Origin of the sequence: Enterobacter sp. EC_50, assembly GCF_019584525.1 — a bacterium.
GTDB classification, from domain to species: domain Bacteria; phylum Pseudomonadota; class Gammaproteobacteria; order Enterobacterales; family Enterobacteriaceae; genus Enterobacter; species Enterobacter roggenkampii.
In genome coordinates this window covers 41,669-55,750 of sequence record NZ_VDAF01000029.1, presented here as the reverse complement: position 1 = coordinate 55,750, position 14,082 = coordinate 41,669, and the positions used below count along the sequence as shown (strand labels likewise).

The window sequence follows — 14,082 nt, the reverse complement described above, 5'->3', positions numbered from 1 at the left end:
TTTTCAGCCTGATACAGATTAACAGAATTTGCCTGGCGGCTTTAGCGCGGTGGTCCCACCTGACCCCATGCCGAACTCAGAAGTGAAACGCCGTAGCGCCGATGGTAGTGTGGGGACTCCCCATGTGAGAGTAGGGAACTGCCAGGCATCAAACAAGTGAAGAGGCCATCCGGAAGGATGGCCTTTTTGCGTTTCTGCGCCAAAAAACGGTAGGTCGGTTAAGGCAAAGCCGCCACCCGGCAAGTCAGACCGCACTCCACGCCACAATAAACTGCGCAATCCCGTCCACATCATTTAAATCCAGCATTGGAACCTCAAGTTCCACTGCCACATCGCTAGCCACCGCAATGACATGCTCATCCAGCGTTAACTCGCTCAAATCATGCCCGGCATCGCTTCTGAAAAGTAGGATCTTAGGCACAGCCTCATGCTTAAACCCCTCAACCAGCACCAGATCCAGCGTGGAGTGATCCATCCGGTTAACCAGATAAGCGAGATTCAGCGGCGCCTCATCCGGCGTTTCTGTCATTAACGCCCAGCGCTGAGGACTTGCTACCATCGTTTGTGCTGCTCCGGCCTTACGCAGCTCATAGCTGTCTTTTCCGGGCGTATCAATGTCCATGTTGTGATGACTATGCTTAATCAAACCAGGGCGAAGCCCTCTGGCACAAAGCGCAGGAATGAGCTTTTTCAGCAGCGTGGTTTTCCCGGTCCCACTCCATGCGGAAATGGCTAAAAGGGGTATCATTTTTTCTCCTGCATCATCTGCAAATCTTCACTCGTATTCACGTTCACAAACGCTGATTTCACATCGCTAAAATCAACGGAATGGCCGCCAGACTCACGCATAAAGACCATCACCCTGCGCTCTCCCGCAGCCAGGTAGGCCAGCAGAGCAGGTGCAAGCGATCGATGCATCAACGCGACAGCAGGATGGTCACGTTCGCCGTCATGCACCCAAACCACAGGCGCTGTACCACGAAGCAGGAACAGACGCTCGACAAGACAGGACGGAATAAACGGGGTATCGCAGGGGCAGAAGATAAACCACTCACCCTGCGACTGTTGCATGACCGAAAGCATACCGGCAAGCGGGCCCGGGTAATTCTCAAGGCTATCCTGATAAACGGCGTAGCCGCTGCGCCGGTAAGTGTCGATATGCCGGTTAGCGCTGATGGCTATAGTCGTCACCTGACCTGCGAGCGTATCGGCGACATGCTGCCACAAGGGTTTTCCATTAAGAAGCTGAAGCCCCTTATCTTTTCCGCCCATTCGCGTTGCTCTGCCGCCTGCCAGAACGACCCCGATGATTTCCTGGCTAACATTCACGAATATCGCCTCTTTTATTGTGGGATTGACCCTGCTAACGTGTCACTCTAAATGAAAGGAGCACCACCATGAAATGTAAACGTCTGAATGAAGTTATTGAACTCCTCCAGCCCGCCTGGCAAAAAGAGCCAGAGCTCAATCTGATGCAATTTTTACAGAAACTGGCAAAAGAGTCAGGTTTTGACGGCGATCTGGCGGACCTTTCTGACGACATCCTGATCTACCACCTTAAAATGCGCGACTCTGCCAAAGATGCTGTTATTCCTGGTATTCAGAAAGATTATGAGGAAGATTTTAAGACTGCATTGCTGCGCGCCCGAGGCGTAATTAAAGAGTAAAAGCTTGTAAGCGGCGGCACCGAAATCGCCACAAGATGATATCCTGAATCATTCGTATAATTTCCGGATGATCGGATGAACGACCAGGCTTTTACTTTCCAGACATTACACCCGGACACCATTATGGATGCCCTGTTTGAACAGGGTATTCGGGTGGATTCCGGGCTAACACCGTTAAACAGCTACGAAAACCGCGTCTATCAATTTCAGGACGAGGATCGTCAGCGCTATGTCGTAAAATTCTATCGTCCTGAACGCTGGTCCGCTGAACAAATTCAGGAAGAGCATCAGTTCGCTCACGATCTGCTGGATGACGATGTCCCCGTTGCCGCACCGCTGAAATTCAATAACCAAACGCTCCTTACGCACGAAGGGTATTACTACGCAGTATTCCCAAGTCTGGGTGGCCGTCAGTTTGAAGCGGATAATATCGATCAGATGGAGTGGGTTGCCCGCTATCTTGGGCGTATACACCAGACGGGACGCAAAAAAGCCTTTATTGCCCGCCCGACTATGGGGATTCAGGAATACCTTCTTGAACCGCGCACATTATTCGAAACGTCTGCAATGATCCCCGCAGCGCTAAAGGATGATTTCCTCAACGCCACCGATAAGCTTATTGCTGCAGTGAAAACCTGCTGGCGCGATGATATTTCCGTCCTGCGCCTGCATGGCGATTGTCACGCCGGGAATATTCTCTGGCGTGACGGCCCGCTGTTTGTCGATCTTGATGATGCGCGTATGGGGCCAGCGGTTCAGGACCTGTGGATGTTGCTCAATGGCGACAAAGCCGAGCAACGCATGCAGCTTGAAACCATTATTGAAGCTTATGAAGAATTTAGCCCGTTTAATTCAGACGAAATTGCCCTGATTGAGCCTTTACGTGCGATGCGTTTTGTTTATTATCTCGCATGGTTAATCAGGCGTTGGGACGATCCGGCATTTCCTCGTAATTTCCCGTGGCTTACCGGAGAGGATTACTGGCGTAGCCAGATATCTACATTTACTGAGCAGGTTAAGGTTCTTCAGGAGCCCCCTCTGCAATTAACGCCGATGTATTAATGGACACACCCAGGAGAGAGTTAATCATGAAAAAAATTTGGCTGGCGCTGGCAGGTATGATTCTGGCATTTAGCGCTTCTGCTGCACAGTTTACCGACGGCAAACAGTACATCACGCTGGAGAAGCCGGTCGCTGGCGAGCCACAGGTACTGGAGTTCTTCTCGTTCTATTGCCCACACTGTTACCAGTTCGAGCAGGTGCTGCATGTCTCTGACAACGTGAAGAAAAAGCTGCCGGAAGGCACCAAAATGACCAAGTACCACGTCGAGTTCCTGGGCCCATTGGGTAAAGACCTGACTCAGGCATGGGCGGTGGCGATGGCACTGGGCGTAGAAGATAAGATCACTTCGCCAATGTTTGAAGCCGTACAGAAAACCCAGACCGTTCAGACCACTGCGGATATCCGTAAAGTGTTCGTTGATGCCGGCGTGAAAGGTGAAGAGTACGATGCCGCATGGAACAGCTTCGTGGTGAAATCACTGGTTGCCCAGCAGGAAAAAGCGGCTGCTGACCTCCAGCTTCAGGGCGTTCCGGCGATGTTTGTTAACGGCAAATATCAGCTGAACATGCAGGGCATGGACACCAGCAGCATGGATATTTTCGTACAGCAGTATGCAGATACCGTGAAATACCTGGTTGAGAAGAAGTAATTTCGCTGATGTAAAAACGCCGGTCACTGACCGGCGTTTTTGTATGAAGATTTTATCTTGTCTATCTGTTCGTCTTTCTCTTTCCAGAGCGTATTAAGCCACTGCTGGAAACGACGTTTGAAGTTCTTATCGTTTACGTAATCACCGTGCAGTTCAGCGTCAATCGGAACCAGGTCGACGTGCACGACAATACGCGTCAGTTTGCCGCTGAGCATATCGAAGAACGGCGTCTTATCGTTTTCCGGATAGCAGAGCGTGACGTTAAGAAGTTTATCGAACTGTGCTCCCAGCACGTTAAGCGCCATCGCAATCCCCGCTGCCTTTGGCGGCAACAGATGCTGATACGGAGAGCGAGTTTGCTGGCGCTTCTCTTCCGTAAACCGGGAGCCTTCAACAAAGTTCACGATGGTCGTCGGATGCGCACGAAACTTTTCACAGGAGCGGCGCGTGGTCTCCACATCCTTACCGCGACGTTCCGGATGACGAATCAAATAGCTGCGCGAATAGCGTTTCATAAACGGCATATCGAGCGCCCAGCAGGCCAGCCCGATAAAAGGCACCCAGGCGAGCTGCTGTTTCAGGAAATATTTGTTCATCGGGATGTGTTTGCGAAAAAGAACGCATAACACCACGATGTCCGCCCAGCTGTGGTGATTGCAGATCAGCAGGTACCAGTTCTTTTTGTTAAGGTTCTCCAGCCCTTTGACATCCCACTCCAGGTGCGGGTTAAGGCGCAACAGGATCGCCAGTCCTTCGCACCAGCAATACATCATGAAATTACAAAATGCGGACACGGCTCGCCACACCACGGGTACAGGCAGCAGCAGTTTAATGATCCCGGCGAGAATGATCGGTACGGAACAGGCGATCGTCACCAGGATAGTTAAAATGATGCTTAGCAGTAATGTTATTGCAGCGAGCAATCTCGACATGATGAGCTTTTTCAGGTGGTTAGCTGTAAGTGAGCGACCGGATAGTCGACGCTGGGCGCTGATTTTACCAGAAAACAGTCAAATGAATGGCGCTTTCACAGGGTGATTTGGCGGCTTTTACCCCGGCGCAGAAGATTTCGCTGTTGTTCTGCGTAAATCAAGGCTTATATCCACATAGACTAAATTGCCATCAGTTGGCCATATAGAGGCGATCTCATAACATAACAATCTGATAATTAAGATCTAAATATTGCCTTATATGTATTTTTTACGTCTGTTATTCATATGAAGTGAAAATACTCACAAACTTATCCACAGTTTGATTTTTACGAGCGATCCTCACGATCGCAAAATCTTTTCCTGTATCGGGCCTGAATAACTGATGTTTTCATCCTTCTGTGGCATCCTTTACGCATAAATTGATTAAAGGCACGGACATTATGGTTCAGATCCCAGAAAACCCTCTTATTCTCGTCGATGGCTCTTCTTACCTGTATCGGGCGTACCATGCGTTTCCTCCTCTGACCAACAGCGCAGGGGAACCTACCGGCGCAATGTATGGCGTGCTGAATATGCTGCGCAGCCTGATCCTTCAGTATCAGCCAACCCATGCGGCCGTCGTGTTTGATGCGAAAGGCAAAACGTTCCGCGACGAGTTGTTTGAACATTACAAATCCCACCGTCCGCCAATGCCTGACGATCTGCGTGCGCAGATAGAGCCGCTGCATGCGATGGTGAAAGCGATGGGTCTGCCGCTGCTGGCCGTTTCTGGGGTTGAAGCGGATGACGTCATCGGTACGCTGGCGCGTGAAGCCGAAAAGATGGGTCGTCCGGTACTGATTAGCACCGGTGATAAAGATATGGCGCAGCTGGTGACGCCAGGGATTACCCTGATTAACACCATGACCAACACCATTCTTGGGCCGGAAGAGGTGGTCGCAAAATATGGCGTGCCGCCAGAGCTGATTATCGACTTCCTCGCGTTGATGGGCGACTCCTCGGATAACATTCCTGGTGTCCCTGGCGTCGGTGAGAAAACCGCGCAGGCGCTGCTTCAGGGGCTGGGCGGGCTGGATACGCTCTACGCGGAATCAGACAAAATCGCCAGTCTCTCCTTCCGTGGTGCCAAAACCATGGCTGGGAAGCTGGAAGAGAACAAAGAGGTGGCTTATCTCTCTTATAAGCTGGCCACAATCAAAACCGATGTCGAGCTCGAACTGGGCTGTGAACAGCTGGAAGTGCAGCAGCCTTCTGCGGACGAGCTTCTAAGCCTGTTTAAGAAATACGAATTTAAGCGCTGGACCACTGACGTGGAAGCCGGTAAATGGCTGCAGGCAAAAGGGGCAAAACCTTCCACAAAGCCGAAGGAGACGATTGTCGTTGATGCAGAAGAGCAGGCGGAAGAAGAAGCCGTGGCGCTTTCCTTCGACAATTATGAAACTCTTCTTGAAGAGTCACAGCTCATTGCCTGGATCGAGAAACTGAAAAAGGCGCCGGTCTTTGCCTTTGACACCGAAACGGACAGTCTCGATAACATCTCTGCCAATATGGTAGGCCTGTCATTTGCGACAGAGCCAGGTCATGCGGCCTATGTTCCCGTGGCGCACGATTACCTGGACGCGCCGGAACAGATCTCCCGTGAACGCGTGCTTGAGCTGCTGAAGCCGATTCTGGAAGATGAAAAGGCGCTTAAGGTTGGGCAAAACCTCAAGTACGACCGCGGCATTCTGCAAAACTACGGCATTGAACTGCGCGGGATCGCCTTCGACACCATGCTTGAATCTTACATTCTGGACAGCGTCGCGGGCCGCCATGATATGGATTCCTTATCTGACCGCTGGCTCAAGCACAAAACGATCACCTTCGAAGAGATTGCCGGCAAAGGGAAAAATCAGCTCTCCTTTAACCAGATTGCTCTCGAAGAGGCAGGACGCTACGCGGCGGAAGACGCTGACGTTACGCTGCAGCTCCACCTGAAGATGTGGCCAAAACTGCAAAAGCACGAAGGTCCGCTGAATGTGTTCCAGCATATTGAGATGCCGCTGGTACCCGTGCTGTCCCGCATTGAACGCAACGGCGTGAAAATCGATCCAACGGTGCTGCATAACCACTCCGGGGAGCTGGCGCAGCGCCTGACCGAGCTGGAGCAAAAAGCGCATGAGCTTGCAGGCGAGCCGTTTAACCTCTCTTCACCGAAGCAGCTGCAAACCATTTTGTTTGAAAAGCAGGGCATCAAGCCGCTGAAGAAAACCCCTGGCGGTGCGCCTTCCACCTCTGAAGAGGTGCTGGAAGAGCTGGCGCTGGACTACCCGCTGCCAAAAGTGATTCTGCAGTACCGTGGTCTCGCGAAGCTGAAGTCTACCTACACTGATAAGCTTCCGCTGATGATCAACCCGAAAACGGGCCGCGTGCACACCTCATATCATCAGGCTGTCGCGGCGACCGGTCGTCTCTCGTCAACCGATCCCAACCTGCAGAACATCCCGGTACGTAACGAAGAGGGCCGCCGTATTCGCCAGGCTTTCATCGCACCAGAGGATTATCTGATTGTCTCTGCTGACTACTCGCAAATTGAGCTGCGCATTATGGCGCATCTGTCCCGCGACAAAGGCCTGCTGACCGCGTTTGCCGAAGGGAAAGATATTCACCGGGCAACCGCGGCGGAAGTCTTCGGCTTGCCGCTGGACAGCGTGACCAACGAACAGCGCCGCAGTGCTAAAGCGATCAACTTCGGTCTGATCTACGGCATGAGCGCGTTCGGCCTTTCACGCCAGCTCAATATTCCACGTAAAGAGTCGCAGAAGTATATGGATCTCTACTTCGAGCGCTACCCGGGCGTGCTGGAATATATGGAACGTACCCGCGCGCAGGCGAAAGAGAAAGGCTACGTTGAAACGCTGGACGGCCGCCGTCTCTACTTACCGGACATCAAATCCAGCAACGCGGCGCGCCGCGCGGGCGCAGAACGTGCCGCGATCAACGCCCCCATGCAGGGGACCGCGGCGGACATTATTAAACGTGCAATGATCGCCGTGGATGCCTGGCTCGAGAAAGAGAAACCGCGTGTGAAAATGATCATGCAGGTACACGATGAACTGGTATTTGAAGTGCACAAGGACGACCTCGACGCCGTGTCGAAGAAGATCCACGAACTGATGGAAAGCAGCATGACGCTGGACGTGCCGTTGCTGGTGGAAGTGGGAAGTGGTGAAAACTGGGATCAGGCTCACTAAGGGTTCTTCGCATAACGCGCTTTTTATGTAAGTTTGCAACATGGCAACGCGCGTTTTGTGACGATCATTAGAATTCCCTATGTAAAGAATGAAAAAAAACTACAAAAAGTGCTTTTTCTGCAACACAAAAAGGGGTAGAGTTATCGGCGTAGGGTACAGAGGTAAGATGTTCTATCTTTCAGACCTTTTACTTCACGTAATCGGATTTGGCTGAATATTTTAGCCGCCCCAGTCAGTAATGACTGGGGCGTTTTTTATTGCGGCAAAGAAATGTTCAGGCAAAAAAAGCGCGGCCATTGCCGCGCTCGGTATTACTCTTCTTCCGCTTCCGTCGCGGGTTCCAGCTCGCTAAACCAGGTGTCGAGCTTCTGACGCAGCTTGTCCACGCCCTGCTTTTTCAGCGAGGAGAACGGCTCAACCTGCACATCGCCGTTGAACGCCAGCACCGCTTCACGAACCATATTCACCTGCGCTTTACGCGCGCCGCTTGCCAGCTTATCGGCTTTCGTCAGCAGCACCAGCACGGCGATATCGCTTGCCACCGCCCAGTCGATCATCTGCTGATCGAGATCTTTCAGCGGGTGGCGAATATCCATCAATACCACCAGACCTTTCAGGCACATGCGTTTTTCGAGGTATTCACCCAGCGCACGCTGCCATTTGATTTTCATCTCTTCGGGTACCTGCGCATAACCGTACCCCGGTAAGTCGACCAGGCGTTTGCCCTCTGCGACTTCAAACAGGTTGATCAGCTGGGTACGGCCAGGTGTTTTTGAGGTACGCGCCAGGTTCTTCTGATTGGTCAGCGTATTCAGGGCGCTGGATTTCCCCGCATTAGAGCGGCCAGCAAAGGCCACTTCAATACCGGTATCAGAGGGGAGGTGGCGAATATCGGGCGCACTGGTGACAAAATGCGTCTGTTGGTAGTTCCAGGTAGTCACGTGGTCGTCTCCAAAAATCGTAATCTGAGGGGGATTATACCTGAATGCGGGCAAAAGACTTTTTTCATTGCACTCAGCCTGTAGGCTTAAGCCCTGGCCGCTGTGAGAGATTGGCTATACGTACTATGGGAGATTTCAGAGAAATCGCAGGAGCAAGAAAAAGGCAAACTGTTTTAAATCATCATCTTATTTCCAGGTAATTATCTGAAAATCCGTTTTTGTACCGTTTCGTTGCTTGTTAGTTTAAGCGAACACGGTAAAGTATGCGGCAAGGCGAGGAAGCCAACAGGATAATGACTTAAGGATAAGGGTCAGGAGCGCCAGGAGGCGAAGACGCAGGATTGTCAGGACGACCAGCGCCTGGAGGCGTTTTAACAGGAAATGGAACCGTATCACGGACGGTATTAGCCAAGGGATAAACAGGGTTTGTTGTTGGCAAACATGGAATGTCTGACCCGTTAAGGGTTGTGAGTCAGGAAAAAAGGCGACAGATTGCTCTGTCGCCTTTTTTCTTTGCTTGCTTTCTGCTAGATTTCGCCGCAATTCTATACTGAAGAAAACGACTTAAAGATAAAACATCATGAAAAAACCAACCTCCGCTGCGGGCGCGAAACGCCCTGCAAAAGCACGCCGCAAAACGCGCGAAGAACTGAACCAGGAAGCGCGCGACCGCAAACGCGACAAGAAACATCGCGGTCATGCTGCGGGTAGCCGTGCCAACGGTGGTGGTGCAGCGGGCGCTTCTGCAAAAAGCAAGCAGCAGAAAGATCCTCGTATCGGCAGTAAAACTCCCATTCCACTGGGCGTGACAGACACCCCGGTCACTAAGCAGCACAAACCAAAGAGCGAGAAACCTATGCTTTCACCGCAGGCTGAGCTGGATTTGCTGGAGAACGATGAGCGCCTGGACGCGCTGCTGGAACGTCTTGAAGAGGGTGAAACCCTGACCGCCGAAGAGCAGTCATGGGTGGATGCCAAACTGGATCGCATCGACGAGCTGATGCAGAAGCTGGGTCTGTCTTACGATGACGAAGACGACGAAGAAGAAGACGAAAAGAAGGAAGATATGATGCGTCTTCTGAAGGGTGGAAACTAACATTTGCACCCGGCAGGCTCGATAGTCCTGCTTATAACCCTTCCGGTTATATGTTATCTGGTGTGGTTATTCGTTAAACTACGGCGGTTGTCGCGGCGACAGAAGTGGCTGCGCACCCGAATGATGGCCCGCAATGGGGTCAGAACGGGCCGCCGTATACGAACGCGACACCAACGGAAGGAGTGAGCATGTCAGCACCAACTATCGACTGGGATTTGGCCCTAATCCAGAAATATAACTATTCCGGGCCGCGTTATACGTCATACCCCACCGCGCTGGAGTTCTCCGATGCCTTCGGCGAGGAGGATTTTCAGCAGGCTGTCGCGCGCTATCCTGAGCGTCCGCTGTCGCTCTACGTCCATATTCCGTTCTGCCACAAGCTTTGCTACTTCTGCGGCTGCAATAAAATCGTGACCCGCCAGCAGCATAAAGCCGACCAGTATCTTGACGCGCTCGAACAGGAAATTGTGCATCGCGCGCCGCTGTTTAAAGGCCGTCACGTCAGCCAGCTTCACTGGGGCGGCGGTACGCCAACCTATCTGAACAAAGCGCAAATAAGCCGCCTGATGACCCTGCTGCGCGGCAATTTCAGTTTTAACGACGATGCTGAAATCTCGATCGAAGTCGATCCGCGCGAAATTGAGCTGGATGTGCTGGATCACTTACGCGCAGAAGGCTTCAACCGCCTGAGCATGGGCGTGCAGGACTTCAATAAAGAGGTTCAGCGTCTGGTGAACCGCGAGCAGGACGAAGACTTTATTTTTGCCTTACTCAACCATGCGCGTGACATCGGTTTTACGTCGACCAATATTGACCTGATTTACGGTCTGCCAAAGCAGACGCCGGAAAGCTTCGCCTTTACGCTGAAGCGCGTGGCTGAACTTAGTCCGGACCGCCTGAGCGTCTTTAACTACGCGCATCTGCCGACGCTCTTTGCCGCCCAGCGCAAAATCAAAGATGCCGATCTGCCTTCTGCCCAGCAGAAGCTGGATATCCTGCAGGAAACCATCACCTCGCTGACCGACACCGGCTATCAGTTTATCGGCATGGATCACTTTGCCCGTCCTGATGACGAGCTGGCCGTTGCTCAGCGCGAAGGGGTACTGCACCGCAACTTCCAGGGCTACACGACCCAGGGCGATACCGATCTGCTCGGCATGGGCGTCTCCGCCATCAGCATGATTGGCGACTGCTACGCGCAGAACCAGAAAGAGCTAAAGCTGTATTACCAGCAGGTGGATGAGACCGGCAACGCGCTGTGGCGCGGCATCGCATTAACCCGTGACGACTGCATCCGTCGCGATGTGATTAAGGCGCTTATCTGCAACTTCCGTCTCGATTTCAGGGACGTGGAAGCGCAGTGGGCGCTGAACTTCAGCGATTATTTCGCGGAAGACCTGAAGCTGCTGGCGCCGCTGGCGAAAGACGGGCTGGTGGATGTGTCGGAGAGCGCGATTGAGGTCACGCCGAAAGGGCGTCTGTTGATCCGCAATATCTGCATGTGCTTCGACGCGTATCTGCGTCAGAAAGCGCGTATGCAGCAGTTCTCGCGGGTGATTTAAACTGCAATGCCGGGTGGCGGCTTCGCCTTACCCGGCCTACAAAAGTGCGAAATGTAGGCCGGGTAAGCGAAGCGCCACCCGGCTTTTCATCGCCAACTCGCTAGCTAAACAGCCCAACCAGCGCCGCACACAGCACCGCCGCAACGGCGGTTTGTGGCGTGTGGCCTTCAGCGGCTCCGCTAGAGAGCATATTCACGAATGTTTCCAGCATGATGTTCACCCCCAATTTCCGGGCACGATCATACAAAACTCATCGGAACAGTAAAGCGCAAAATAACGGCAATTTGCGCTCAATTAATAACCTTTACACAAGCGCGGATATTACTCCATTCCCAGCTCTTTCAGCTTGCGCGTCAGGGTATTGCGTCCCCATCCTAACAGGCGAGCGGCTTCCTGCTTATGACCCTGGGTATGACGAAGCGCGGTGGTCAACAGCGTACGCTCCATCTCAGGCTGAGCCTCTGACAGCAGGTTTTGATGACCGGAACGCAGCGCGCGGTCAGCCCACTGCGCCAGCAGCGTCGCCCAGCTGTCCGGCAGCGCGTGTCCGCTACTGCTTTCCGGCGCGGTCGCCTCAAACAGCTCGGCCGGTAAATCCTGAATCAGCACTTCCTGACCGGCAGCCATCACGGTTAACCAGCGGCAGGTGTTTTCCAGCTGACGCACGTTGCCTGGCCACGCCAGACGCGTCAGAGCGGCATCGGTTTCGGGATGAAGCTGCTTAGCTTCCACACCCAGCTCGCGGGCAGCCACCTGCAGGAAATGACGCGCCAGGCGGGGAATATCTTCCCGGCGTTCACGCAGCGGCGGCAGATGAACGCGAATGACGTTCAGACGATGGAATAAATCCTCCCGGAATTTGCCTTCCTGCACGCGCTGCTCCAGGTTCTGGTGGGTTGCGGCGATGATGCGCACGTCCACCTTCACCGGCGCATAACCGCCCACGCGATAAAACTGCCCGTCGGCCAGCACGCGCAGCAGACGGGTCTGAACGTCCAGCGGCATATCGCCGATCTCATCCAGGAACAGCGTGCCGCCGTCAGCCTGTTCGAAGCGCCCCTGGCGAATGGTATTTGCGCCAGTAAACGCCCCTTTTTCGTGGCCGAACAGTTCGGATTCAATCAAGTCCTTCGGGATCGCCGCCATATTCAGGGCGATAAACGGCGCTTTTGCCCGCGGGCTGTGGCGATGCAGCGCATGCGCCACAAGCTCTTTACCGGTGCCCGATTCGCCGTTAATTAAGACGCTGATGGACGAGCGGGACAGACGGCCAATAATGCGAAACACGTCCTGCATCGCCGGCGCTTCGCCGATGATGTCGGTGGTTGGCCCAAAATCGGGCGCGTGGCGCGGCTGTTGCTGCTCCTGGTAATGGCTAATCGCGCGCTCAACCAGCGCCACCGCTTCGTCGATATCAAACGGTTTGGGCAGATAATCGAATGCCCCTTGCTGGTAAGCGCTCACCGCGGCATCCAGATCGGAATGAGCCGTCATTATGATGACCGGAAGCATAGGGTGGCGTTGTTTGATCTGCTTTAACAGCGCCAGCCCGTCCATGCCCGGCATACGGATATCCGACAGCAGAACATCGGGCGTTTTAGTGGTGAGTGCGTCGAGCACTTCGCTGCCGCTCTCAAACGTCGTGCAGCTTAATCCTGCCCCTGTGAGCGCGCGTTCAAGCACCCAACGGATGGAGCTATCGTCATCGACTACCCAGACTATCCCTCGTTGCATAAACGTCACCTTTATTTTTTAATCGGCAGGAAAACCGAAAACTCGGTATGTCCCGGCCAACTGGTAAATTCAATTTTTCCAGAGTGTTGGTCGATCAAACTGCGGGCAATGGATAAGCCCAGGCCGGTACCGCCTTCACGGCCGCTGACCATCGGGTAGAACAGGGTGTCCTGAAGATGCGATGGAATACCGGGGCCGTTATCCTCGACGTCGATACGGGCCGCAAGCCGATAGCGCACGCCGTGTAACGTGAGCTGGAAGGCGGTACGGGTGCGTAAAATAATCTCGCCCCCTTCCGGTCCCAGCGCCTGCAGGGCATTGCGCACAATGTTCAACAGGACCTGCTCAATCTGATCCGGGTCATGGGCCAGTTCCGGCAGGCTTGGGTCGTAATCACGCACCAGCGTGACGTTCTCTGGCAGCTCCATCGAGACGAGCTTCACCACCCGCTCGGCCACTTTATGGATGCTTTCTGTGACGTGCATTCCCGGCTGCTGTGGCCCGAGAAGACGGTCAACCAGATTCCGCAGGCGGTCCGCCTGCTCGATGATGACGTTGGTATACTCCGCCAGCGCAGGGTCGGGCAGCGCCTTGGTCAGAAGCTGCGCCGCGCCGCGTAACCCACCCAACGGGTTTTTGATTTCATGCGCCAGGCCGCGCACCAGGTCTCGGGCGGCAATTTGCTGCGCATGCTGAAGCTGCTCCTGGCTCAGGCGACGCTGATTATCCATCGGCGCCATTTCCAGCAGGATCAAGCCTTCGGGAAGACGTTGTGCGGTCAGCGACAGAATGTGCGAGCGCCCGTCGATCACCAGCGTCACTTCGTTATCGGTGAAACCCTGGCCCGCCTGTAAACTTTCCTGCATCAGGCCAATATTCAGCGAAAAATAGCTCAGAAGTTCCGGAAGCGGGGTGCCGAACAGTTTGCGTGCGCTTTGGGCGAGCAGCTGCTGTGCCGCCGGGTTGGCGTAATGAACGGCCAGCTCGTCATCCACCAGCAAAATGCTGTTAATCAAAGAATTGAGGATCTGCCCAGCATCGGGCAGCGTGCCAGTTGCCATTCAGCAGTCTCCTGGAGTCGTTTGCACTAATTTAGTGCAGTATAGCGTTTTCGGCGTCAAAAGCGCGTGAGATCAGGTTGTTGGTGGAGAAAAAAGCCCATCCGGAGATGGGCTAAAAGTTTCCACGGCAACTACTCCCGGCGC

Annotated in this window: 14 protein-coding genes and 1 rRNA gene; 8 read left to right on the top strand and 7 right to left on the bottom strand. The window is 53.6% G+C overall.

What is annotated here, in order from left to right:
* The first annotated feature begins 31 nt into the window (after positions 1 to 31).
* A 5S ribosomal RNA gene (gene rrf, locus FHC48_RS20160) occupies positions 32 to 147 on the top strand.
* Between the two features lie 97 nt (positions 148 to 244).
* Here rrf and mobB read toward each other — a convergent pair.
* Together mobB and mobA are read right to left on the bottom strand one after the other, a co-directional pair.
* Positions 245 to 748, bottom strand: coding sequence for a molybdopterin-guanine dinucleotide biosynthesis protein MobB (gene mobB / locus FHC48_RS20155; RefSeq protein WP_220420575.1), 504 nt, complete (start codon positions 746 to 748; stop codon positions 245 to 247).
* On the bottom strand, positions 745 to 1,329 hold the full coding sequence (gene mobA / locus FHC48_RS20150) for a molybdenum cofactor guanylyltransferase MobA (RefSeq protein ID WP_045408670.1): 585 nt from the start codon (positions 1,327 to 1,329) through the stop codon (positions 745 to 747). Before mobA ends, mobB begins: the two co-directional genes overlap by 4 nt.
* A gap of 68 nt (positions 1,330 to 1,397) precedes the next feature.
* Here mobA and FHC48_RS20145 point away from each other — a divergent pair, with 68 nt between their 5' ends.
* From FHC48_RS20145 to dsbA, 3 genes are all read left to right on the top strand, one after another.
* Positions 1,398 to 1,667, top strand: coding sequence for a YihD family protein (locus FHC48_RS20145; protein WP_008501866.1), 270 nt, complete (start codon positions 1,398 to 1,400; stop codon positions 1,665 to 1,667).
* Between the two features lie 75 nt (positions 1,668 to 1,742).
* Positions 1,743 to 2,729: a serine/threonine protein kinase gene (locus FHC48_RS20140; protein ID WP_023326350.1), complete on the top strand. Its 987-nt coding sequence runs from the start codon at positions 1,743 to 1,745 to the stop codon at positions 2,727 to 2,729.
* A gap of 26 nt (positions 2,730 to 2,755) precedes the next feature.
* Positions 2,756 to 3,379, top strand: coding sequence for a thiol:disulfide interchange protein DsbA (gene dsbA / locus FHC48_RS20135; RefSeq protein ID WP_008501864.1), 624 nt, complete (start codon positions 2,756 to 2,758; stop codon positions 3,377 to 3,379).
* A gap of 23 nt (positions 3,380 to 3,402) precedes the next feature.
* Here dsbA and FHC48_RS20130 read toward each other — a convergent pair whose 3' ends face one another.
* Positions 3,403 to 4,254, bottom strand: a complete 852-nt coding sequence (locus tag FHC48_RS20130) for an acyltransferase (RefSeq protein WP_261308048.1) — start codon at positions 4,252 to 4,254, stop codon at positions 3,403 to 3,405.
* Here FHC48_RS20130 and FHC48_RS23550 point away from each other — a divergent pair.
* Together FHC48_RS23550 and polA are read left to right on the top strand one after the other, a co-directional pair.
* Positions 4,151 to 4,417 (top strand): hypothetical protein, encoded by a 267-nt coding sequence (locus tag FHC48_RS23550; protein WP_227028285.1) that lies wholly within the window; start codon positions 4,151 to 4,153, stop codon positions 4,415 to 4,417. The genes FHC48_RS20130 and FHC48_RS23550 overlap by 104 nt on opposite strands.
* 334 nt (positions 4,418 to 4,751) lie before the next feature.
* The gene (polA, locus tag FHC48_RS20125; protein ID WP_220420574.1) at positions 4,752 to 7,544 is read left to right on the top strand and encodes a DNA polymerase I; all 2,793 of its coding nucleotides are present in this window, start codon (positions 4,752 to 4,754) and stop codon (positions 7,542 to 7,544) included.
* Between the two features lie 311 nt (positions 7,545 to 7,855).
* Here the strand turns inward: polA and yihA are convergent, their stop codons facing one another.
* Complete coding sequence (gene yihA / locus FHC48_RS20120) at positions 7,856 to 8,485, bottom strand: ribosome biogenesis GTP-binding protein YihA/YsxC (RefSeq protein WP_008501861.1); 630 nt, start codon at positions 8,483 to 8,485, stop codon at positions 7,856 to 7,858.
* Between the two features lie 580 nt (positions 8,486 to 9,065).
* On the opposite strand from yihA, the gene yihI reads away from it, so the two are divergent.
* Positions 9,066 to 9,581 (top strand): Der GTPase-activating protein YihI, encoded by a 516-nt coding sequence (yihI, locus tag FHC48_RS20115; RefSeq protein WP_059362757.1) that lies wholly within the window; start codon positions 9,066 to 9,068, stop codon positions 9,579 to 9,581.
* Positions 9,582 to 9,769: 188 nt separating this feature from the next.
* Positions 9,770 to 11,143, top strand: coding sequence for an oxygen-independent coproporphyrinogen III oxidase (hemN, locus tag FHC48_RS20110; protein ID WP_048962883.1), 1,374 nt, complete (start codon positions 9,770 to 9,772; stop codon positions 11,141 to 11,143).
* A gap of 100 nt (positions 11,144 to 11,243) precedes the next feature.
* Here hemN and FHC48_RS20105 read toward each other — a convergent pair whose 3' ends face one another.
* From FHC48_RS20105 to glnL, 3 genes are all read right to left on the bottom strand, one after another.
* On the bottom strand, positions 11,244 to 11,354 hold the full coding sequence (locus FHC48_RS20105) for a YshB family small membrane protein (RefSeq protein ID WP_059363897.1): 111 nt from the start codon (positions 11,352 to 11,354) through the stop codon (positions 11,244 to 11,246).
* A gap of 110 nt (positions 11,355 to 11,464) precedes the next feature.
* A complete protein-coding gene (gene glnG, locus FHC48_RS20100) occupies positions 11,465 to 12,877 on the bottom strand; it encodes a nitrogen regulation protein NR(I) (protein ID WP_008501858.1) in 1,413 nt (470 codons plus the stop codon).
* A gap of 11 nt (positions 12,878 to 12,888) precedes the next feature.
* A complete protein-coding gene (gene glnL, locus FHC48_RS20095) occupies positions 12,889 to 13,938 on the bottom strand; it encodes a nitrogen regulation protein NR(II) (protein ID WP_008501857.1) in 1,050 nt (349 codons plus the stop codon).
* Positions 13,939 to 14,082: the final 144 nt, after the last annotated feature.